Raw genomic sequence first — 21222 nt, 5'->3', positions numbered from 1 at the left:
AATCTAGGTCACGTGTGACAGCAGTGGAAGACCTCGTCCGCATATCGGTATGTCGATTCGGTGAAGGTCCGACATCGGTGCCGACGGCGCTCCGGGTGGGGCCGATCCGACAACAGGCCTAGTCGAGGGGCCTCTTCAGCCGCGCCACGAACTTGTACCGGTCCCCCCGGTACACCGACCGCACCCACTCCACCGGCTCACCGTCCTTGTCGATGGAGTGGCGGGACAGCATCAGCATCGGGAGGCCCACGTCGGTGCCGAGCAGGCCGGCCTCGCGCGGGGTGGCCAGGGAGGTCTCGATGGTCTCCTCGGCCTCGGCGAGATGGACGTCGTAGACCTCGGCCAACGCCGTGTAGAGAGAGGTGTACTTGACCAGGCTGCGCCGGAGCGCGGGGAAGCGCTTCGCGCTCAGGTGGGTCGTCTCGATGGCCATCGGCTCGCCGTTCGCCATGCGCAGGCGCTCGATGCGCAGCACCCGGCCGCCGGCCGTGATGTCGAGGAGCTCGGCGAGGCGGTCGTCGGCGGTGATGTAGCCGATGTCGAGGAGCTGCGAGGTGGGTTCGAGGCCCTGGGCGCGCATGTCCTCGGTGTAGGAGGTGAGTTGCAGCGCCTGGGAGACCTTCGGCTTGGCGACGAACGTGCCCTTGCCCTGGATGCGTTCGAGGCGGCCCTCGACGACGAGTTCCTGGAGGGCCTGGCGCACGGTGGTGCGCGAGGTGTCGAACTCGGCCGCGAGCGTGCGCTCGGGCGGGACGGGCGTGCCGGGCGCCTGGGTCTCGGTCATGTCGAGCAGGTGCTTCTTCAGGCGGTAGTACTTGGGCACGCGCGCGGTACGGACGGTCGCCCCACCCTCGTTCTCCGCGCTGCTGACCTCGGTGCTCATGCCTCTGCCTTCCCGGCTCCGGATGCGGATCACATCGTGATCCCCTCTGTATACCGTCGCCGACTCTTTTGGTCTAGTCCATAGCCTCAAGTGGTCTAGTGGAAGACAGTACTCCGGCGGCGCTGTTTTCGCTGGCTTCTTACTTAAAGGTTCCTGCATATGTAGGTCGGATAACGGCTGGTCAGAGCCGGTTCGGACACCCTTGACAGGCCCCGTGGTCTGGTCCAAGCTCCCGGTACTGGTCTACACCATTGGTCCAGGGCCCCAGCTTCGTGGGCGGGGGGTGTGGGCATCCTGAGGAGGATGGCGTGAAGCGCAAGCTGATTACCGCGATCGGTGTCGCGGCCATGTTGGTCTCCGTCGCGGCGTGTGGGGGCGACGACGGCGACAGTGGTGACAAGGCGGGGGCGGACGGCTACGCCGGCCAGACCCTCACCGTCTGGGTGATGGACGGCTCCTCGCCGGACCAGTGGCAGAAGGACGTGCAGGCCGCCTTCGAGAAGAAGACCAAGGCCAAGGTCAAGTTCGAGATCCAGCAGTGGAACGGCATCCAGCAGAAGCTGACCACCGCCCTGTCGGAGGAGAACCCGCCCGACGTCTTCGAGATCGGCAACACCCAGACCCCGGCCTACGCCAAGACCGGCGGCCTCGCCGACCTCGCCGACCTCAAGTCGTCGATCGGCGCCGACTGGACCGAGTCGCTGAACAAGTCCTCGATCTACGACGGCAAGCAGTACGCGGCGCCCTGGTACTTCGCCAACCGCGTCGTCATCTACAACAAGAAGGTCTGGGCCGACGCCGGCATCAAGGACACCCCGAAGACACGGGACGAGTTCTACGCCGACCTCAAGCAGATCGGCGACAAGACCAAGGCCGAGCCGATCTACCTGCCCGGCCAGAACTGGTACCACTTCGTCGGCCTCACCATCGGTGAGGGCGCCGAGCTGGTGAAGAAGGACGGCGACAAGTACGTCTCCAACCTCGACGACCCGAAGGTCGCCGCCGCCATGGAGACCTACAAGAAGTTCCAGGCCCTGTCCAAGGCCCCCAAGGACAAGGACGAGGCCACCCCGCAGCAGGCGGAGGTCTTCGCCAAGGGCAACGTCGGTGCCTTCATCGGCATGGGCTGGGAGGCCGGCACGGCCGTCGCCGCCAACAAGAAGATCGAGTCGGACATCGGCTACTTCACCATCCCCGGTGCCACGGCCGACAAGCCCGAGGGCGTCTTCCTCGGCGGCTCCAACCTCGCCGTCGCCGCGGGCAGCAAGAAGCAGGCGCTCGCCAACGAGTTCCTGAAGATCGCCCTGTCCGACAAGTACGAGGGCGAGCTGGCCAAGCTCAACGGCGTCATCCCGAACAAGGAGTCGTTGCAGACCAACCTGACGGGCAACGCCGTCGCCGAGGCCGCGGCTCCCGCCGCCGCCGGTGGTGGCACCACGCCGCTGATCCCGGAGTGGGCCGCGGTCGAGAACGCGCCCAACCCGGTCAAGACCTACATGACCGCCGTCCTCAACGGCAAGACGCCGGCCGAGGCCGCCAAGCAGGTCGAGAGCGAGTTCAACAAGCGCCTCGCCCAGCAGCAGTAAGGGCATCGGGGCGGGGGCCGGTCAACGGCCCTCGCCCCGCGTTCCGGTAGGCCGAGTAGAGAGAACGCGAGCATGACCGTGCAGACCGAACGGCCGCCCTCCGGTCCGGTGGACGTGACCAAAGTGGACCAGCGAGGGCCCGGTGAGCAGCGACCGGCGTCCCGCGCGAGCGCGCTCGCCCCGTACCTCCTGCTGCTGCCCGCCTGCGCGGCCACCGTGCTGCTGCTCGGCTGGCCGCTGCTGAAGGACCTCCTGCTGTCGTTCCAGAACCTCAACATGGGACAGCTGATCCAGCATGTCACCGAGTGGAACGGCATCGACAACTACAAGCAGGCCCTCACCGGCGAGGACTTCTGGCGTGTCACCGGCCGCTCCGTGCTGTTCACGGCGGTCAACGTCGTTCTGACCATGCTCCTCGGCGCACTGGTCGGCCTGCTCCTCGCCCGCCTCGGCAAGCGGATGCGGGTCACCCTGATGATCGGGCTCGTGCTGGCCTGGGCGATGCCCGTGGTCGCCGCGACCACCGTCTACCAGTGGCTCTTCGCCCAGCGCTTCGGCGTCGTCAACTGGGTCCTGGACAAGTTCGGCTGGCACTCCATGGCCGACTACAGCTGGACCAGCAGCCAGCTGTCGACGTTCTTCGTGGTGACCGTGCTGATCGTCTGGCAGTCGATCCCGTTCGTCGCCATCAACCTGTACGCCGCGACGACCACGATCCCCGGTGAGCTCTACGAGGCCGCGGCCCTGGACGGCGCGGGCGCCTGGAAGAGCTTCACCACGGTGACGCTGCCGTTCCTGCGGCCCTTCCTCTACGCCACGACGTTCCTGGAGGTCATCTGGATCTTCAAGGCGTTCGTGCAGGTCTTCACCATCAACGGCGGCGGCCCCGACCGGCTCACCGAGATCCTGCCCGTCTACGCCTACATCGAGGGCGTCGGCAACCAGCACTACGGCATGGGCGCCGCGATCGCCGTCCTGACCATCCTGATCCTGCTGGTCATCACCGCGTACTACCTGCGGATCGTGCTCAAGCAAGAGGAGGACGAGCTGTGAAGCGCTCGCTGTTCAGCCGCATCTGGCCCAACGCGACGGCCGTCATCCTGTTCATCGGCTTCGTCTTCCCCGTGTACTGGATGTTCGCCACGGCCTTCAAGCCGACCGGCGACATCATCTCGGAGGACCCGGTGTGGTTCCCGACCCACATCACGCTGGAGCACTTCAAGACCGCCACGGGCGTCGACCACTTCTGGACGTACGTCTCCAACTCGCTGATCGTCACGGTCTGCGCGGTGGCCCTGTCCCTGACGGTCGCCCTGCTCGGCTCCTTCGCCCTCGCCCGGATGCGGTTCAAGGGGCGCCGGGGCTTCATCATCGGGTTCATGCTGGCCCAGATGGCGCCCTGGGAGGTCATGATCATCGCGATGTACATGATCGTGCGGGACGCCTCCATGCTGAACAGCCTGGTCCCGCTGACCGTCTTCTACATGATGATGATCCTGCCCTTCACGATCCTGACGCTGCGCGGCTTCGTCGCCGCCGTGCCCAAGGAACTGGAGGAGGCGGCGATGGTCGACGGCTGCACGCGCAGCCAGGCCTTCCGCAAGGTGATCCTCCCTCTCCTCGCCCCGGGCCTGATGTCCACCTCGCTCTTCGGCTTCATCACCGCGTGGAACGAGTTCCCGCTGGTCCTGATCCTCAACAAGGAGGCGGAGGCCCAGACCCTGCCCCTGTGGCTGTCCAGCTTCCAGACGGCCTTCGGCAACGACTGGGGCGCGACGATGGCCGCCTCGTCCCTCTTCGCCGTCCCGATCCTGATCCTCTTCGTCTTCTTGCAGCGCAGGGCCGTCAATGGTCTGACGGCCGGCGCGGTGAAGGGATAACGCCACCCGATGACGACTTTCGCCAAGGGCACCGACACCCTCACGCGCGACGCGCTCACGGTCCTCCAGCCCGGTTTCACCGGCACCACCGCCCCCGACTGGCTGCTGCGCCGCCTGGGCGAGGGCCTGGCCTCGGTGGGCCTGTTCGGCCGCAACATCGCCTCGCCCGACCAACTCTCCGCCCTCACCGCCCAGTTGCGCACCGAACGCGACGACGTCCTGGTCGCCATCGACGAGGAGGGCGGCGACGTCACCCGCCTGGAGGTGCGGACGGGCTCCAGCTTCCCCGGCAACCACGCCCTGGGCGCGGTGGACGACGTGGACCTCACCCGTGAGGTCGCCTTCGAACTCGGCCGCCGCCTCGCCGCCTGCGGGGTGAACCTCAACTGGGCCCCGTCGGCCGACGTCAACTCCAACCCGGAGAACCCGGTGATCGGCGTCCGCTCCTTCGGCGCCTCCGCCGACCTGGTCGCCCGCCACACCGCCGCCTATGTCACCGGCCTCCAGTCGGCGGGAGTCGCGGCCTGCACCAAGCACTTCCCCGGCCACGGCGACACCGCGACCGACTCCCACCACGCGCTGCCCCGCATCGACGCGGACGCCTCGGTCCTGCCGGAGCGTGAACTGGCCCCGTTCCGCGCCGCGATCGCCGCCGGCAGCCGCGCGGTGATGAGCGCCCACATCCTGGTCCCGGCCCTGGACCCCGACCACCCGGCGACGCTGTCCCGCAAGGTCCTGACGGACCTGCTCCGCGGCGACCTCGGCTACGAGGGCCTGATCGTCACCGACGGCATGGAGATGCAGGCCATCTCCGCCACCTACGGCATCGAACGCGGCAGCGTCCTCGCCATCGCGGCCGGCGCGGACGCGATCTGCGTGGGCGGCGGCCTCGCCGACGACGAGACCGTACGGCGCCTGCGGGACGCCCTGGTCGCGGCCGTCCGCTCCGGTGACCTTCCCGAGGAGCGCCTCGCGGACGCCGCCGAACGCGTCCGCTCCCTCGCCCGCTGGACGGCGGCGGCCTCCGCGGCGGACGCCTCGGCCGCCGGCGACCCGGACGTCGGTCTGCGCGCGGCCCGCCGCGCCCTGACCCTCACCGGCGCCGCCGACTTCACCCCGCTCACCGAGGCGCCGTTCGTCGCCGCCTTCACCCCGGTCGCGAACTTCGCGGTCGGCGACGAGACCCCGTGGGGCGTGGCCGCGGAACTGACCCGCCTTCTCCCCGGCACCGACACCGGCAGCTTCGTGGGGGACGGCGCCGGCATGGCGGCCCTGGCCGCCGCGGGGCGCCGCCGTATCGTCGCCGTCGTCCGCGACGAACACCGCCATCCCTGGATGACCTCGGCCCTCGACTCGGTCCTGCGCACCCGCCCGGACACGATCGTGGTCGAGATGGGCGTCCCCCAGGCACCGCCGCGAGGCGCCCTGCACATCGCCACGCACGGCGCGGCCCGGGTCTGCGGGCGGGCGGCGGCGGAGGTCGTCGCGGGGGAGTAGAGGGTCGTCCTACGACACGACAGGCGCCGGTTCCGTGAGGGGAACCGGCGCCTGCGGTGTCTTGCCCGCGGGGGCTTAAATCCCCTGCCAGTCCGGCTTGTTGACGTACGTGTGCCGGAAGTAGTCCGCCAGCTTCAGCTTGGACGCGGCGGCCTCGTCGACGACGACGGTGGCATGCGGATGCAGCTGCAACGCCGACGCCGGGCACACCGCCGCCACCGGTCCCTCCACCGTCGCCGCCACCGCGTCCGCCTTGCCCTCACCGGTGGCCAGCAGCACCAGGTGCCGGGCCTCCAGGATCGTCCCGATGCCCTGGGTGATCACGTGATGCGGGACCTGCTCGATGTCCCCGTCGAAGAACCGCGCGTTGTCGACCCGCGTCTGCTCGGTCAGCGTCTTGATCCGGGTCCGGGAGGCCAGCGAGGAGCACGGCTCGTTGAACCCGATGTGCCCGTCGGTCCCGATCCCGAGCAATTGCAGATCCACGCCCCCGGCCGCGGCCAGCGCCGCGTCGTACGCCGCACAGGCCCCCAGGATGTCGTCCGCGGTCCCGTCCGGCCCCATGAAGGCGTCCATCCCGATCCCGAGCGGCTCCAGCACCTCACGGCGCAGCACCGAACGGTACGACTCCGGATGCTCCGCCGGCAGCCCCACATACTCGTCGAGCTGGGCGATCCGCGCCCGCGAGGCCTCCACGGCACCGGACCGCACCTTGGCCGTCAGCGCCTGGTAGATGGGCAGCGGCGTCGAGCCGGTGGCCACCCCGAGCAGGGCGTCGGGCTTGCGCCGCAGGAGCTGCGCCATGGCCTCGGCGATGAGCTCGCCACCCGCCTTGGCGTCCGGAACGATGACAACTTCCACGCTGGGCCTGCCGATCTGAGAGACGGTCTGTGAGAGGGCTCGACTGGACCCGAAAAGGGCCATGTGGTTTAGACCAATCTAACAGAATCAGGCCAACGGGCCCAGGCGAAAACGGCCCGGAGAGCCTCCGCCTCACCTCAGGCCGAGAGTCAGGAACCGAGGGCCGAGGGCCGAGCGGGGTCTATGTCAGTGAGCCTCCCGTCGCATCCACCCAGCTTCCCGTGATCCACCGTCCCCCTTCCGACGCCAGGAACGCCACCACATCCGCCACGTCGGCCGGCTCGCCCACCCGGCCCAGCGCCGAGTAGGCCGCCGCGTGCGCCCACGCCTCCTCGCTCGCGTGCAGCAGCTCATGCGTGTTGTCGGTCGCGATGATGCCCGGGGCCACCGAGTTCACCGTGATGTTCCGGGGGCCCAGCACCTTGGACAGGTCCCGGGAGAAGACGTCCAGCGCGCCCTTCGTCATCGCGTAGGCCATGTTGTGCGGCATGGCGGCGGTGCGGGCGAGGCCCGAGGAGATGTTGATGACGCGGCCGCCGTCCCGGAGGCGGGCCATGCCGTGGCGGACGAGGAAGAACGGTGCCTTCACATTGACGGCGAAGACACGGTCGTACTCCGCCTCGTCTATCTCCTCGATCGGGCGGGACACCCCTATCCCCGCGTTGTTCACCAGGATGTCCACCCCGTCCGCGTGCCGGTCGAACTCCTCCCACAGCGCCTCGGCGTCACCCGGCCGCCCCAGCTCCACTCCGATCGCGAAGGCCGATCCGCCCGCCTCCTCGATCGCGGCGACCGTCTCCTTCGCCGCCGCCTCGTTCGTGCCGTAGTGCACGGCGACCCGCGCCCCGTCGCGCCCCAGCCGCTCGGCGATGCCTCGCCCGATACCCCTGCTCGCCCCCGTGACGAGAGCCGTCCTGCCCGCAAGTACGCCCATGTCGGCGCCCCCTTCGCATTTCCCTAGTGGTCGCTACAGAAAGACCGTACAACAGTCGCCCGACGTTTTTCTAGCGGCCCCTATAGAATTCACCCCATGGAGCGCATCGAGGAGACGAACCCGCAGGTCAAGCAGGCCAAACCGCGTGGCCGCCCTCGCTCCTTCGACCGCGCCACCGCCCTGGAGAAGGCGATCCTCGCCTTCTGGGAGCACGGCTACGAGGCCACCTCCGTCTCCGACCTCACCCGCGTCATGGGCATCGGCGCCCCGAGTCTGTACGCCGCGTTCGGTGACAAGCGGGCCCTGTTCGAGGAGGTCGTCCTCGAGTACGGCAAGCGCTACGGCTCCTTCGGTGACCGCGCCCTCGCCGAGGAGCCCACCGCCCGGGCCGCCGTCGAGCGGATGCTGCGGGAGGCGGCCGTCGAGTACACCGCCCCCGGACACCCGCACGGCTGCCTCGTCATCCACGCGGCCACCAACTGCACCAGCGCCGAGGTCGAGGAATCCCTGCGCGACCGGCGCAACGCGAACATCGCCGCCTTCGAGAGCCGTATCCGAGCGGACATCGCCACGGGGGAGCTGCCGGCGGACACCGACGCCGCGGCCCTCGCCCGGCACGCGGGAGCGATGATCCAGGGCATGTCGCAACAGGCGCGGGACGGGGCGAGCCGGGAGGAACTGGAAGCGCTCGCGGAAATTGCCATGGCCATCTGGCCCCGCACATGAACCCACACGGGTTAGGCTGCGTGGTGGATGCTAGGGCGTCCCAGTAGTTCTCCAGACGGGGTCGAGGCATCTGCGGGACCCTGGGAGAACTGACAACAACAAACAGCCTCCAACGCATGGACACACCGAGTGGTCTAGTCCACAATGCGTAACGAGACGTGAAAACAGAACACACCGGCTTCCGCCTTCCCCGCACAGGAAGGCGGACCGAGGAACCGGAGCTCTCTGCCCTGACTGCCCCGGCTCCTCATCCTTCGGCCGTCCGGGACCGCACACCCCGTGGCCGATATTGCTCCGGGCTGCGGTGCCGGGAGGGCTGAGGGTCCCTCCCAGGCGCCGCGGCCCGCGGGTGTTCTCAGGGCCGGGTGACCGATTTCCGGCCTGGTCCGTACCGCCAGGTACGCTCGCTCACGTGCCCTCCATGAACGAACTGGTCCGCCAGCACACCGCCCTCGACGACTCCGACCTCGAGTGGCTCCATCTGCTGGTCTCGGAGTGGCAGCTGCTCTCCGACCTCTCCTTCGCCGACCTCGTCCTGTGGGTCCCCACCCGGGACGGCGCCCGCTATGTCTCGGTGGCCCAGATGCGGCCCAACACCGGCCCCACCTCCTACCAGGACGACATGGTCGGCCACCTCGTCCCGCGCGGCCGACGCCCTCTTCTCGACGCCGCCCTCGACGAGGGCCGGATCGTGCGCGAGGGCGACCCCGAGTGGCGCGAGGAGGTCCCGGTCCGGATCGAGTCGATTCCCGTACGACGAGAGGGCCGCGTCCTCGGCGTCATCGCGCGCAACACCAACCTGCTCACCGTGCGCACCCCGAGCCGCCTCGAACTGACCTACCTCCAGAGCGCGTCGGACCTCGCGCAGATGATCGCGGCCGGTTCCTTCCCGTTCGCGAACCAGCAGATGGACATGGACGCCGCCCCACGCGTCGGCGACGGCCTGATCCGCCTCGACGCCGACGGTGTCGTCCAGTACGCCTCCCCGAACGCGCTGTCCGCCTACCACCGTCTCGGCCTCGCCTCCGACCTGGTCGGCCACCACCTCGGCATGACCACCGCCGAACTCGCCCCGACCCGCGGCCCGGTGGACGAGGCGCTCGCCAAGGTCGCCAGCGGCTGGGCCCCGCGCGAGTTCGAGATCGAGTCGGGTGACGGGGTCATCCAGTTCAGGGCCATTCCGCTCAAGCCCAAGGGCACCCGCATCGGTTCGCTGGTCCTGCTCCGCGATGTCACCGAACTGCGGCGCCGCGAGCGCGAGTTGATCACCAAGGACGCCACCATCCGGGAGATCCACCACCGGGTGAAGAACAACCTCCAGACGGTCGCCGCCCTGCTCCGCCTCCAGGCCCGCCGGATCGACTCCGACCGTGGCCGCGAGGCCCTCGAAGAGGCGGTCCGCCGGGTCGGTTCGATCGCGATCGTGCATGAGACGCTGTCCCAGAACCTGGACGAGCGTGTGGAGTTCGACGAGATCGCCGACCGGGTCCTCGCGATGGTCGCGGAGATCTCGCCCGGCAAGGTGACCGGTCGGCGCACCGGACGCTTCGGCATCCTCGACGCCGAGGTCGCCACCCCGCTGTCGATGGTCCTGACCGAGATCCTCCAGAACGCCCTGGAACACGGCTTCCGTGAAGGCGAGACCGGCACGGTCGAGGTCTCGGCGGTCCGTGGTGGGACGACGAAGGAGGCCCGCCTCCTCGTCACGGTCCAGGACGACGGGATCGGCCTGCCCGAGGGCTTCGACCCGCACACCGACGGCAACCTCGGTCTTCAGATCGTACGGACGCTGGTGGAGGGGGAGTTGGGCGGCACGTTCGACATGGTCCCGGCACCGGAGCGCGGCACCCGGGTCATCCTCGACGTCCCGGTGCGCGCCAACAAGTAGGGCTGAAGCCGGTAAGCGGGACCGGAGTCGGCAACTCAGAGTGAAACAGCCTGTGTTCAGAACAGGCGCACAGCAAGAAGCCCCGGACCAGAATCGGTCCGGGGCTCGAATGCTCGTTGCCAGCTTGTGCTGCGCACCGGGGGTACTGCGCGCTGCGGCTCGGGGGCGGGAGATGCGTACTCGCTGTACGCGCCGCCAAGCTCAGGCGGGGTGGGTGTGTCAGGCAGAAGCCTGACGGGCCCGGTTGCGGGCGGCGCGGCGCTTCATCGCACGACGCTCGTCCTCGCTGAGACCACCCCAGACGCCGGAGTCCTGACCGGACTCGAGCGCCCACTGCAAACACTGATCCATAACGGGGCAGCGCCGGCAGACGGCCTTGGCTTCCTCGATCTGCAGCAGCGCAGGACCGGTGTTGCCGATGGGGAAGAAGAGCTCGGGGTCTTCCTCGCGGCAAACGGCGTTGTGACGCCAGTCCATGGCTGCTACCTCTCCTTGGTATTACGTGCAAGTTGCTTGTGAATGTGAACGCTTTCACGAATCCCTCAACAAGTGAAGGGCCGTCCGTCAGGTTTCCCTGGAGAGGTCCTGTGAAGTGAAGAGGGGTTCCGGTGATCTGTGGAGCCGGTGTTGCGGGCTGTCCCGATCGCCACGTAGAGACTCGCAAACCTCAGCGGCGGATACAACCCCTTCCGGAAAGTTTTTTTTGATTCCTCGGTGTCGACTAGGTCACAGCCGTACTTCCATGGGGTGGATGCTGGCCTAAACGTTCGAGTGAAAGGACTTCAGCCCTTTCTGCTCACACAATCACACGCAGTGCATGGCGTACGCCTGTGAACGTCACGCTCGTACGCAGCCCGAGGTGGTCGCCGTCCATCTGAAGGGGCAGAGGGACCTTCGAATGCAAGGTGAACTGGTCCAGGTCGTGCAGGGACACCGCATGCTTGCCATGGGGTCCACGCTCGGGGGACGAAGTGAGCAACTGGGTGCCATACCGGGCGACAGCGGTCGTCGTCATACGGCTGAGACCGAGTACGTCGAGGCCTTTATCGAACGACGCCTTAGGCGATGCGTACATCGGGTGATTGCCCAGGAAGGTCCACGGAGACGTGTTCGAGACTATGGAGAGGACCAGATCGGTCACCGGCTCCGCGTCCGGACGCTCCAGGGTGATCGTCCCGTGCCGGCGGTGGGCCTCGCCGAAGAACTGGCGCAGGGCCTGGCGGACGTAGAGCGCGTGTGTCGACTTTCTGCCGCGCTCGCGCTGCTGCTCGACCCGGCCGACCACACCGGCGTCGAAACCCAGTCCCGCGTTGAAGGTGAACCAGCGGCCCGGGACGGCCTCGTCCTCGGTGCCGGGCGTGCCGGAGGTCAGCCCCAGGCCGACCGTGCGCTCGCTGCCCTCGCGCAGGGCGTCGAGCAGGGCGCCGGTCGCCTCCACCGCGTCGTTGGGCAGGCCCAGGGCGCGGGCGAAGACATTGGTGGAACCGCCGGGGACCACGGCGAGACCGGGCAGGTGCTCGGGGTCCGGGCCGGCGTGCAGCAGACCGTTGACCACCTCGTTGACCGTGCCGTCGCCGCCCAGGGCCACGACCAGGTCGATGTCCTCGCTCTCCGCCGCCTGCCGGCCGAGGTCGCGCGCATGGCCGCGGTACTCGGTGGTGACCGCCTCGAGTTTCATCTCGCTCGCGAGCGCATGGATCAGGACATCGCGCGTACGTGCGCTTGTGGTGGTTGCCGCCGGATTGACCACGAGAAGTGCACGCATGAGTTGCAGCGTACCTACCCGGTGGTACCCGGCACAGGCCGAGGTAGGGATCACGTAAGACTTCGGTGCGTGAATCTTGCCACGGGCGGGGCGGGCAACCCCGGCGAGCGGCCGTGCGTCGCCCCCGCCTGGCCGGGGGAGCCGAGGGGGCGACGGATACCCTTCAGGGGTGACCAGTGAGCAGACGCCCGCCCCCGAGGAAACCGCAGGACCGCGCCCGCGGCGCCTGATCTATGCCGCCGCCCTGGCCGCGCTGGAGGGGCTCGCGCTCGTCGTCGGCGGGGTCTGGATGCTCGTGGAGGGCTTCACCGGCGACCCCGACGACCGGCAGACCGCCGTCACCGGCGGCATCACGCTCGTGGTCCTCGCTCTGCTGCCGCTGCTCGCCGCGCGCGGTCTGCTCGCGCTGCGGAGCTGGAGCCGGGGGCCCGCCGTCATCACCCAGATCCTGGCGCTGCCGGTGGCCTACAACCTGCTTCAGGCCGACAGCATGGCGATCCCGGCGGGCATCGTGCTCGCGGTCGTCGCGGTGACCGCGCTGGTTCTGCTGGTCAACCCGGCGACGACCCAGGCCCTCGGGATCAAGGGGCCGGGTCGCGCACAGGACGGGGAGCGGTAGTCGGTCCTACGGCGTCACAGGCGCCGGAGAACCGGGAGCGGACCGTCACTCCTCCACGAGGAGCTTCTCCCGCAGCTGGGCCAGGGTGCGGGCCAGCAGACGGGAGACGTGCATCTGGGAGATGCCGACCTCCTGCGCGATCTGCGACTGGGTCATGTTGCCGAAGAAGCGCAGCAGCAGGATCCGTTTCTCCCGCGGCGGCAGGTCCTCCAGGAGTGGCTTGAGGGACTCGCGGTACTCGACGCCCTCCAGCGCCTCGTCCTCGGCGCCGAGGGTGTCGGCGACCGCCGGGGACTCGTCGTCGGTGTCGGGGACGTCCAGGGAGAGGGTGGAGTAGGCGTTCGCCGACTCCAGGCCTTCCAGGACCTCCTCCTCCGAGATGGCCAGCTTCTCGGCCAGCTCGTGCACGGTCGGGGAGCGGCCGTGCTGCTGGGAGAGCTCGGCGGTGGCCGTCGTCAGGGCGAGGCGCAGCTCCTGAAGCCTGCGCGGGACGCGGACCGCCCAGCCCTTGTCGCGGAAGTGCCGCTTGATCTCGCCGACGACCGTCGGGGTCGCGTACGTCGAGAACTCGACGCCGCGCTCCGGGTCGAAGCGGTCGACCGACTTGATCAGGCCGATGGTGGCGACCTGGGTGAGGTCGTCCAGCGGCTCGCCGCGGTTGCGGAAGCGGCGCGCGAGGTGCTCGACGAGCGGCAGATGCATCCGGACCAGCCGGTTGCGCAGCTCCGCGTACTCCGGGCTGCCGTCCTGTAGCTTGCGCAGCTCGATGAACAGCGCGCGCGCTCCGCTGCGGTCCTGAGGGTGATGCTGCGTGGCCTGGCCGCTCTGCTCGCCCTGCTGATCGTCTCGCTCGTGCTCGCTCATCGTCCTGCCCGTCGCCCTTCCCCGAGCCGTCGTCTCCGCTCGGACAGGGGGGACCCCGATCCGTCCGTCCAGAGACGTGCTCCGCACGGCACCTTCCTGATCCCGCTGCCCGTCGTCCAGGAAGCCGGCCCCGGGGGAGCCGTCCTCCGGATGCGGCCGGGCCTGTTCGGGGATGCCGGCGACTCCGGCCGCATCGACAGCGCCGTCGATGGAATCCCCCGTGTGTCGGGACCCGCCTGTGCCCTCGGCCGGCAGCTCCCGTGTGCCGCGCTCTTCGTCACGCACCGGCCCGTCCCCTGTCCTCACGCCGGCCCGGGTCCCGCGCCGCGCTGTTTGTAGAGGCTGATCGAAACGGTTTTGTCCTCGTCCACCGCGGAGGAGACCTTGCCCGCGAGTGCGGACAGCACGGTCCAGGCGAAAGTGTCCCGCGAGGGGGCATGACCATCCGTGGTCGGCGCCGAGACGGTGACCTCCAGGGAGTCGTCGACAAGACGGAAGACGCAACTGAGGACCGAGCCGGGCACGGCCTGCTGGAGCAGGATCGCGCAGGCCTCGTCCACCGCGATGCGCAGGTCCTCGATCTCGTCGAGGGTGAAGTCCAAACGCGCCGCGAGACCGGCAGTCGCCGTACGCAGCACCGACAGGTAGGCACCCGCAGCCGGCAGCCGGACTTCCACGAAGTCCTGGGTCGCGGGCTCGCCTGCGATCTGGGACACCCTCACCTCCAAGGTGGTACAAGCATTTCGGGGCCGAGGGTCGCCCCCCGGAGTAACGCGAAGTGTGGTTCAGCGGTGACGCTATCGCGCTCTCAACTTTCCTGTCCCCGGGACCCCGACCCCTTGCCGTCACTCACAGTAAAACTGTGGACACGCTCCGTGTCTAGGGGTCTGCGGCTCCAATTGGGAAGAACGCGCGCCGGGTTGACGTACCCAGACGTCAGACCGTCGAACCGTCCGGAAACGGAGTCGGTACCGGCCTGGTCGCGACCCGGACCCGGTCACACGAGAACGTGGTCCTCGAAGCACCAGCGCCAGTCCTCACCGGGCTCGAACGTGCGCATGATCGGGTGGCCGGACTCCTTGTAGTGCGTGGTGGCGTGTCTGCCGGGCGAGGAGTCGCAGCAGCCGACATGACCGCAGGTGAGGCAGAGCCGCAGCTGCACCGGGTGGGTACCGTCGCGCAGACACTCGGGACACGTGTCGTTGAGCGGAGCGGGTTCCGGGTGCGGCAGCGCGTCGGCGTGCGTGCACTGTTTCATGATTGCCAGGTTACGACGGGTGTGCGGACGGCCGCGCGGAAAATCGAGGGCGGGGCGGATGACGATGGACGAGGGCGGGCGAGGGCCATGGATGTGATGCCACTGCTGTTGCTGGTGGCGGGGAGCGCCGCGATCGCCGCGGCGGCCCGGCGCACCCCCGTGCCGGCGCCGCTGCTGCTGGTCGCCGCCGGGCTGGTGTTCTCGTACGTCCCGGGGGTCCCCGAGTACACGCTCGACCCGGAGATCGTCCTGCCCCTGGTCCTGCCGCCGCTGCTGCACTCGGCGGCCACCGACAGCTCGTACCTCGATCTGCGGGCACAGATGCGGCCGGTGGCGTTGCTGTCCGTCGGGTACGTGCTCTTCGCGACCCTCGTGGTCGGCTGGGCCGCCTACCGGATCGTGCCGGGCCTGTCGCTGACCGGGGCGCTCGTGCTGGGAGCGGTGGTGGCGCCGCCGGACGCGGTCGCGGCGACGGCGGTGGCCCGCCGGGTCGGTCTGCCCTCCCGGATCACCACGATCCTCCAGGGCGAGTCCCTGGTGAACGACGCGACCGCGATCACCGCCTATAGGGTCGCCCTCGCGGCCGCGGTCGGCGAGGGCGCGTCCTGGGCGGGCGGCATCGGCGAGTTCCTGCTCGCGGCGATCGGCGGTGTGGCGGTCGGTCTGGTCCTGATGGTGCCGATCCACTGGCTGCGCACCCATCTGAAGGAGCCCCTCCTCCAGAACACCCTCTCCCTCCTGATCCCCTTCGTCGCGTACGCGGCCGCCGAGCAGTTCCACGCCTCCGGTGTCCTCGCGGTCGTCGTGGTGGCGCTCTTCCTCGGACACCGCGCGTGGGAGGTCGACTTCGCGACGCGCCTCCAGGAGGACGCCGTATGGAAAATGGTTGCCTTCGTTCTCGAATCGTCGGTGTTCGCGCTGATCGGACTGCAACTGCCGGTGGTCCTCAAGGGCCTCGGAGAGTACGAGGGGGTCAGCGCCGCCTGGTACGCGCTCGCCGTCTTCCTCGTGGTCGTCGCCTCCCGGTTCATCTGGGTCTATCCGGCGACGTTCCTCCCGCGCGTGCTGTCCGCGCGCATCAGGGAACGCGAGGAGAACCCCACCTGGAAGGCCCCGTTCGTGATCGCCTGGGCCGGGATGCGCGGGGTGGTCTCGCTGGCCATCGCCTTCTCCATCCCCGAGCACCTGGACGGCGGCGAGCCCTTCCCCGGCCGCAACCTGATCCTTTTCCTCACCTTCACGACCGTGATCGGCACGCTCGTCGTGCAGGGCGTCACCCTGCCCCCGCTGATCCGTCTCCTGAAGCTCCCCGGCCGTGACGCCCAGGCCGAGACCCTCGCCGAGGCCAACGCCCAGGCGCAGGCCTCCCGGGCCGCCGAACGCCGCCTGGACGAGCTGCTGTCCGACGAACGCAACACCCTCCCGCCCCCGCTCGCCGACCGCCTCCGCACCGTCCTGGAGCGCCGCCGCAACGCCGTCTGGGAGCGCCTCGGCGCGGTCAACCCGGTGACCGGCGAAACCGCCGACGACACCTATCGCCGTCTGTCCGGCGAAATGATCAGCGCCGAGCGCACGGTCTTCGTGAAGCTCCGGGACGGCCGCTACATCGACGACGAGATGCTGCGCACCCTGCTGCGCCGGCTGGACCTGGAGGAGGCGGCGGCTTATCGGGAGGCGGAGTAGGCCGGGGCCGGTGTCGGGATTTCCGTGCCTCGGTGTCAGTCTGACGAGGGATCATAGGACGGACACGATCGGCACAGGGTGATCCGGGGGTCTGGGTGACTGACACCTTGCACACGTTCTTCGTCAGTTACGCGGGTGTGAACCGCCCGTGGGCGGAGTGGGTGGCCTGGCAGCTCGAACAGGACGGCCACCGGGTCATCCTCGACGTGTGGGACTGGCGGACCGGGGACGACTTCGTGCGGCGCATGGACGAGGCGTTGGAGCGTGCCGACGCGGTGGTCGCGCTGTTCTCCAAGGCGTACTTCGAGGACGGGCGGTGGACGGGGGACGAGTGGTCCAACGCGGTCGCCCGCCGGGACCGGTTCATCCCCCTCGCCGTCGAGCCGCTCACCAACGACGACGTCCGCCCCCTGCTCGCCTCGCGCATCCGCACGGATCTCCACGGGCTGGAGGAGGAGGCCGCGGTGGCGGCCCTGCGCGAGGCGGTGAACGGCCGTCGCAGGCCGACCGAGGCTCCGCCGCTGCCGCTGCCGCTGCCGGGGGCCCAGGAGACAGCAGGGGCCGCCGTTCTCGACAAGCCCCGCCTGCCCGGCAGCACCGGGCGCCCGGAGGTGTGGAACGTACGCCGCCGCAATCACGACTTCTCCGGTCGCGAGGCCGAGATCACCGATCTCCGCGACGCCCTCCTCGGCGGCGAGCACTCGGTCGTGTACGCCCTACACGGGATGGGCGGCATCGGCAAGACGCAGTTGGCGCTGGAGTACGCGCACCGGTTCGCCGGTCAGTACGACCTGGTGTGGTGGATCGACGCGGAACAGGCGGACCAGATACCGGTCCACTACACGGAGCTGGCGGACCGGCTGGGCGTCGCCGTCAAGGAGGCGGGGGCGGAGCACAACGCGCGGATGTTGGTGCAGCATCTGAGCGGCCGGTCGCGGTGGCTGGTGATCCTGGACAACGCGGAGGATCCGGACCAGGTGGAGCGGTGGCTGCCGGACGGCCCCGGACATGTCCTGATCACCTCCCGCAACCCCAACTGGCGCCGCCTGGCCCGTCCCACGTCCCTGGACGTGTTCGCGCGGGCGGATTCGCTGGCCTACGTCCGCACCCGGGTGCCGGGGATCGGCGAGTCGGACGCCGACGCGCTGGCCGCCGAACTCGGCGACCTTCCACTGGCGTTGGCGCAGGCCGCGGACATGATCGAGCGCGGCACGCACGTCGACCTCTACCTGCGACTCCTGCACGAGAACACCAGCCCTGTGCTGCGCGAGGGCGAGGTCTCCGACTACCCCGAACCGCTGGCCGCCGCAGTGGCCATCGCCGTCGAGGACCTCGACGGCAAGCACCCGGACGCCGCGGCGCTGCTCCGGCTCGCCGCGTTCCTCGGCCCCGATCCGATTCCCACCGAGTGGCTGGTGGACGCGCGAGAGCGGTTGTCCACGATTCCGGCCCAGACGGACGCGCTGACGTGGATGAAGACCACGCTCGAACCCCTGCGCCGCTACAGCCTTGTCCGTATCGATGGCCCGGCCTTCCAGGTGCACCGGCTGACCCAGGCCGTGCTGCGGGACCAGATCGACTCGGTCCGGAAGCAAGTGATATGTGACGACGTAGCGGCTGTCCTGGCCTCCGTCGCTCCGGGTGATCCCGAGACTCCGGCCGCCTGGCCGGCCTGGGCGAGCCTGACCTCCCACTTGATCTCGGCGCACGTCGACGCCCCAAACAGGCATGGGCTGCGCGCGACGCTGCGGAGCGCGGTGAACTTTCTCATTCGCAGTGCCCAGGCCCGGGCCGCGGCTGAACTCGCTGCCACCCTGCGCGGCGCGTGGATTGTGCCGCTTGGTAGCGACCATCCCGACGTGCTGACCGCCGCCCAGTATCTTGGCCATGCGACGTCGGACCTCGGTGATAGTCATGCCGCTCGGCCGATTATCGAGGACGCCCTCACCCGTCGCCGCAGGACGCTGGGCGACGATCATCCCGACACGCTTCAGTCGGCCAACGACCTCGCCGCGATCCACAACCGGCTTGGCATGTTCAACGAGGCGATGGTCATGCACCAGGACACCTTGGACCGACGCCGCCGAGTGCTCGGCGACGACCACCCCGACACCCTTCAGTCAGCCACCAACTTCGCTGCGCTGTTGCACAGAAACGGAGACATCGTCGCAGCCCGCGAGTTGGAGGAAGACACGCTGGCCCGCCGTCGTCGTTTGCTCGGGGACGACCATCCCGAGACGTTGCGGTCGGCATTGCAACTCGCAGATGCCTGTTTCGACCTCGGAGAGGTGACCGAGGCACACCGCATGCACGTACAGACCTGGGAACGCTGCCGAACCACTTTGGGGGAGGACCATCCCGTAGCCCTCGCCGCTGCCGGGTCCCTGGCCAGCCTTCTCAACGGGACGGGCAGGCACGACGAGGCCAAGGGCATGATCGAGGGCGCGTTGCATCGCTGCCGCCGTACCTACGGAGACAACCATCCCGATACACAGAGGACCGCGTACACCCTTGCCTGCGTCCTGTACAAGTTGGACGACTACGAGGAGGCTCGTCGCTTGCTCGTGGACGTCGTGGCCTCGCTACGCCGAATCCTGGGGCCGGATCATGTCGAGACCCTGCTGGCGATGAACCAACTGGCGATTACCTTGCGCGAGTTGCGTGACTTCCCGAACGCTCAGCGACTGTTGGAGGACGTGGTTGCCCGGCGCCACCGCAACTTCGGGGACGACCACCCGGAGACGCTGAAGCCCGCTCACAATCTCGGCGTCATCCTTTACGACATGCGATCCTTCCAGGCCGCCGCCACGCGGCTGGAGGATGTGGTTGCTCGGCGCCGCCGCATCTTCGGGGATGACCACAAGGAAACGCAGCACACCATCCAATTCCTGGCCGCCACCTACAAGCAGATGGGCCTGCACCGAAAAGCCCAGCAACTGACCGCCAAGAAGTCCACCAAAAGCCGCTTCCGCAAGAAGTCCCGTTAGTCACTCCGCGAACGGCGCCCCCGTGACCACCGCCGCCACCCTGCTCCCCGCCGGGAACGCCCCTTCCTCGGCCAGGGTGACAAGTCCGTACAGCAACTTGGCGACATAGAGCCGCTCCACCGCCACCCCGTGCCGGTCCTCGAAGTCCTTCGCGAAGGACTCGAGTTCCGGGGGTGTGCGGGCGTAGCCGCCGAAGTGGAAGCGGTCGTCGAGGGACCAGGCGCCGCGGGTTTCCCCGAAGGCGGCCTCCTGGAGGTCCTGTATGTCGGCGGTCAGGAAACCTCCCTTGAGGACCGGTATTCCCAGCGCCCGCTGTCCCGGCCCCAGTCCCGCCGCCGTACCCGCGAAGGTGCCCCCGGTGCCGCAGGCCAGCGCGACCACCTCCGCCTGGTCCCGCAGTTCCTCGCCGAGCGCCTGGCAGCCGCGTACCGCGAGAGTGTTGCTGCCGCCCTCCGGTACGACGTAGGCGTCCTCCGCCCCTGCCGCGTGCAGGATCGGCGCGAGGACCGACGGCTCGGCCTTGTGGCGGTACGTCGATCTGTCGACGAAGTGCAGGCGCATGCCGTCGGCCACACAGCGGGCCAGGGACGGGTTGAGGGGGCGGTGCGCCAGTTCCTCGCCGCGTACCACCCCCACCGTCGGGAGGCCGAGCAGGCGGCCGGCGGCGGCTGTGGCGCGGAGGTGGTTGGAGTAGGCGCCGCCGAAGGTGAGGAGGGGGCGGCCGGCCGCGGCGGCCAGGTTCGGGGCCAGCTTGCGCCACTTGTTGCCGACCAGGTCCGGGTGGATCAGGTCGTCGCGTTTGAGGAGCAGGCGGACGCCGTGGCGGGCCCAGCGGTCGTCCTCGATCTCCTGCAACGGCGACGGGAGCCGAGGGCGCAGGGAGGCGAGGTCGTGGCCGGTCACGCCCCCATTGTCACCGGAGGCGGTCCCTGACGCGTGTCACTGGAGGCGGTCTCCGACGCGCTCCCGCATCGACGCCATGGTGAACCCGCGGGGATCCACCTTGCCGGGTTGCCACTCCCGGTGGCCGATGACCGACCGTTCCGTCCAGCCGTGGTGGCGGCAGATCGCGGCGGCCACCCGCTCGATCGCCTCCAGCTGGACGTCCGGCCAGGGGTCGTGGCCGTCGCCGAGGTTCTCGCACTCGAAACCGTAGAAGTGACGGTTGCCGTCGGTGTTCGCCTCGTTGTCGGGCGGGAGGGGCTTCTCGGCGATCACCGCGCGCAGGACGTCGTCGTCGCCGAGGCCCGCGTGGTTGGCGCGGCCGTAGCCGACGAGATGGACCCGGCCGTCTTTGGTGATGACGCCGTGGCAGAGCGGACCGGGCAGGTCCTCGTAGCCGTCGCGGCAGAGTTCGACCGTGTGTTCGCTACCCTGAGTGACCGTGTGGTGGATCATCACGCCGTGCACCGGGCCCCACGGACCCTTGTGGTTGCGGTTGTGATGTCTCCAGTCGCCGACCTCCACGACGGTGACGCCCTCGTCCCTGAGAGCGTCCAGGAAATCCGCCGCGGACATGGGTGGGGCCATGCCGCCTCCTTCACCTGCGTGGCGACGGCCGCCTGCCGCGGACGCCTCGTAACCCGTGCTTGTACCGAAAGCGGACGGCCGGCACTACTTGTTCGTACGGCGTGCGAGCCGTTTCGGACAAAGGTCGTGGATCCGACCGGAAAAGTACGCATGTGCGAGAGCTGCATCAATGCCCAGCAATCGAAGATCCAGTCCCCCTCTTTCGGGTAATAGCACGGACACGCTCCGTGAGGAAGGCTTGCGCGTACAGATGTCCCGGCG

19 protein-coding genes are annotated in these 21222 nt (G+C 69.1%); 9 read left to right on the top strand and 10 right to left on the bottom strand.

Going from position 1 to position 21222, the window contains the following annotated elements; genetic code table 11:
• Positions 1-118: 118 nt before the first annotated feature.
• Complete coding sequence (locus tag OG866_RS14620) at positions 119-883, bottom strand: GntR family transcriptional regulator (RefSeq protein ID WP_329334889.1); 765 nt, start codon at positions 881-883, stop codon at positions 119-121.
• Positions 884-1191: 308 nt separating this feature from the next.
• Here OG866_RS14620 and OG866_RS14615 point away from each other — a divergent pair, with 308 nt between their 5' ends.
• The 4 genes from OG866_RS14615 (at position 1192) to OG866_RS14600 (ending at position 5846) form a co-directional block, all read left to right on the top strand.
• On the top strand, positions 1192-2469 hold the full coding sequence (locus OG866_RS14615; protein WP_329334887.1) for an extracellular solute-binding protein: 1278 nt from the start codon (positions 1192-1194) through the stop codon (positions 2467-2469).
• Positions 2470-2541: 72 nt separating this feature from the next.
• Positions 2542-3522 carry a carbohydrate ABC transporter permease gene (locus OG866_RS14610; RefSeq protein ID WP_329334885.1) on the top strand — a complete coding sequence of 327 codons (981 nt, stop codon included), beginning with the start codon at positions 2542-2544 and terminating at the stop codon, positions 3520-3522.
• Entirely contained in the window at positions 3519-4349 is an 831-nt protein-coding gene (locus tag OG866_RS14605; RefSeq protein ID WP_329334883.1) for a carbohydrate ABC transporter permease, read from the top strand. The genes OG866_RS14610 and OG866_RS14605 overlap by 4 nt, the downstream gene beginning before the upstream one ends.
• Before the next feature lie 9 nt (positions 4350-4358).
• Positions 4359-5846 carry a glycoside hydrolase family 3 protein gene (locus OG866_RS14600; RefSeq protein WP_329334881.1) on the top strand — a complete coding sequence of 496 codons (1488 nt, stop codon included), beginning with the start codon at positions 4359-4361 and terminating at the stop codon, positions 5844-5846.
• Positions 5847-5921: 75 nt separating this feature from the next.
• On the opposite strand, the gene nagB is transcribed toward OG866_RS14600, so the two are convergent.
• Both nagB and OG866_RS14590 read right to left on the bottom strand, forming a co-directional pair.
• Positions 5922-6707, bottom strand: a complete 786-nt coding sequence (gene nagB / locus OG866_RS14595; protein WP_329334879.1) for a glucosamine-6-phosphate deaminase — start codon at positions 6705-6707, stop codon at positions 5922-5924.
• A gap of 181 nt (positions 6708-6888) precedes the next feature.
• Positions 6889-7641, bottom strand: coding sequence for an SDR family oxidoreductase (locus OG866_RS14590; protein ID WP_329334878.1), 753 nt, complete (start codon positions 7639-7641; stop codon positions 6889-6891).
• 96 nt (positions 7642-7737) lie between these two features.
• On the opposite strand from OG866_RS14590, the gene OG866_RS14585 reads away from it, so the two are divergent.
• A complete protein-coding gene (locus tag OG866_RS14585; RefSeq protein ID WP_329334876.1) occupies positions 7738-8367 on the top strand; it encodes a TetR/AcrR family transcriptional regulator in 630 nt (209 codons plus the stop codon).
• 421 nt (positions 8368-8788) lie between these two features.
• Positions 8789-10255: a sensor histidine kinase gene (locus OG866_RS14580; protein WP_329344099.1), complete on the top strand. Its 1467-nt coding sequence runs from the start codon at positions 8789-8791 to the stop codon at positions 10253-10255.
• A 219-nt stretch (positions 10256-10474) separates the two neighbouring features.
• On the opposite strand, the gene OG866_RS14575 is transcribed toward OG866_RS14580, so the two are convergent.
• Together OG866_RS14575 and OG866_RS14570 are read right to left on the bottom strand one after the other, a co-directional pair.
• Complete coding sequence (locus tag OG866_RS14575) at positions 10475-10732, bottom strand: WhiB family transcriptional regulator (protein WP_006142322.1); 258 nt, start codon at positions 10730-10732, stop codon at positions 10475-10477.
• A gap of 319 nt (positions 10733-11051) precedes the next feature.
• Positions 11052-12020, bottom strand: coding sequence for a diacylglycerol/lipid kinase family protein (locus tag OG866_RS14570; protein ID WP_329334873.1), 969 nt, complete (start codon positions 12018-12020; stop codon positions 11052-11054).
• A gap of 169 nt (positions 12021-12189) precedes the next feature.
• On the opposite strand from OG866_RS14570, the gene OG866_RS14565 reads away from it, so the two are divergent.
• On the top strand, positions 12190-12639 hold the full coding sequence (locus tag OG866_RS14565; RefSeq protein WP_329334871.1) for a hypothetical protein: 450 nt from the start codon (positions 12190-12192) through the stop codon (positions 12637-12639).
• A 45-nt stretch (positions 12640-12684) separates the two neighbouring features.
• On the opposite strand, the gene OG866_RS14560 is transcribed toward OG866_RS14565, so the two are convergent.
• The 3 genes from OG866_RS14560 to OG866_RS14550 all read right to left on the bottom strand — a co-directional run bounded on the left by OG866_RS14560 (position 12685) and on the right by OG866_RS14550 (position 14761).
• On the bottom strand, positions 12685-13809 hold the full coding sequence (locus tag OG866_RS14560; protein WP_329334870.1) for an RNA polymerase sigma factor SigF: 1125 nt from the start codon (positions 13807-13809) through the stop codon (positions 12685-12687).
• Positions 13806-14219: an anti-sigma regulatory factor gene (locus tag OG866_RS14555; protein ID WP_004925829.1), complete on the bottom strand. Its 414-nt coding sequence runs from the start codon at positions 14217-14219 to the stop codon at positions 13806-13808. The genes OG866_RS14560 and OG866_RS14555 overlap by 4 nt, the downstream gene beginning before the upstream one ends.
• A gap of 281 nt (positions 14220-14500) precedes the next feature.
• Positions 14501-14761 (bottom strand): UBP-type zinc finger domain-containing protein, encoded by a 261-nt coding sequence (locus tag OG866_RS14550; RefSeq protein ID WP_194079752.1) that lies wholly within the window; start codon positions 14759-14761, stop codon positions 14501-14503.
• Between the two features lie 87 nt (positions 14762-14848).
• On the opposite strand from OG866_RS14550, the gene OG866_RS14545 reads away from it, so the two are divergent.
• Together OG866_RS14545 and fxsT are read left to right on the top strand one after the other, a co-directional pair.
• Entirely contained in the window at positions 14849-16444 is a 1596-nt protein-coding gene (locus OG866_RS14545; protein WP_329334867.1) for a Na+/H+ antiporter, read from the top strand.
• A gap of 95 nt (positions 16445-16539) precedes the next feature.
• Positions 16540-19431, top strand: coding sequence for an FxSxx-COOH system tetratricopeptide repeat protein (gene fxsT, locus OG866_RS14540; protein WP_329334865.1), 2892 nt, complete (start codon positions 16540-16542; stop codon positions 19429-19431).
• Here fxsT and OG866_RS14535 read toward each other — a convergent pair whose 3' ends face one another.
• Positions 19432-20334 carry a 1-aminocyclopropane-1-carboxylate deaminase/D-cysteine desulfhydrase gene (locus tag OG866_RS14535; RefSeq protein ID WP_329334863.1) on the bottom strand — a complete coding sequence of 301 codons (903 nt, stop codon included), beginning with the start codon at positions 20332-20334 and terminating at the stop codon, positions 19432-19434.
• A gap of 36 nt (positions 20335-20370) precedes the next feature.
• Positions 20371-20961, bottom strand: a complete 591-nt coding sequence (locus tag OG866_RS14530; protein WP_329334861.1) for an N-acetylmuramoyl-L-alanine amidase — start codon at positions 20959-20961, stop codon at positions 20371-20373.
• Positions 20962-21222 lie beyond the last annotated feature (261 nt).

Source organism: Streptomyces sp. NBC_00663 (genome assembly GCF_036226885.1).
GTDB lineage: Bacteria > Actinomycetota > Actinomycetes > Streptomycetales > Streptomycetaceae > Streptomyces.
Note: the sequence above shows the minus strand (reverse complement) of the source record. Positions and strands in the feature narration are given on the sequence as shown.

What these genes read in the sequence shown, in the direction of transcription:
- OG866_RS14585 (WP_329334876.1), top strand. Translation starts at nt 7,738, where the DNA reads ATGGAGCGCATCGAGGAGACGAACCCGCAGGTCAAGCAGGCCAAACCG.
- OG866_RS14545 (WP_329334867.1), top strand. Translation starts at nt 14,849, where the DNA reads ATGGATGTGATGCCACTGCTGTTGCTGGTGGCGGGGAGCGCCGCGATC.
- OG866_RS14610 (WP_329334885.1), top strand. Translation starts at nt 2,542, where the DNA reads ATGACCGTGCAGACCGAACGGCCGCCCTCCGGTCCGGTGGACGTGACC.
- OG866_RS14600 (WP_329334881.1), top strand. Translation starts at nt 4,359, where the DNA reads ATGACGACTTTCGCCAAGGGCACCGACACCCTCACGCGCGACGCGCTC.
- OG866_RS14530 (WP_329334861.1), bottom strand. Translation starts at nt 20,961, where the DNA reads ATGGCCCCACCCATGTCCGCGGCGGATTTCCTGGACGCTCTCAGGGAC.
- OG866_RS14550 (WP_194079752.1), bottom strand. Translation starts at nt 14,761, where the DNA reads ATGAAACAGTGCACGCACGCCGACGCGCTGCCGCACCCGGAACCCGCT.
- OG866_RS14620 (WP_329334889.1), bottom strand. Translation starts at nt 883, where the DNA reads ATGAGCACCGAGGTCAGCAGCGCGGAGAACGAGGGTGGGGCGACCGTC.
- OG866_RS14580 (WP_329344099.1), top strand. Translation starts at nt 8,789, where the DNA reads ATGAACGAACTGGTCCGCCAGCACACCGCCCTCGACGACTCCGACCTC.
- OG866_RS14590 (WP_329334878.1), bottom strand. Translation starts at nt 7,641, where the DNA reads ATGGGCGTACTTGCGGGCAGGACGGCTCTCGTCACGGGGGCGAGCAGG.
- OG866_RS14575 (WP_006142322.1), bottom strand. Translation starts at nt 10,732, where the DNA reads ATGGACTGGCGTCACAACGCCGTTTGCCGCGAGGAAGACCCCGAGCTC.
- OG866_RS14570 (WP_329334873.1), bottom strand. Translation starts at nt 12,020, where the DNA reads ATGCGTGCACTTCTCGTGGTCAATCCGGCGGCAACCACCACAAGCGCA.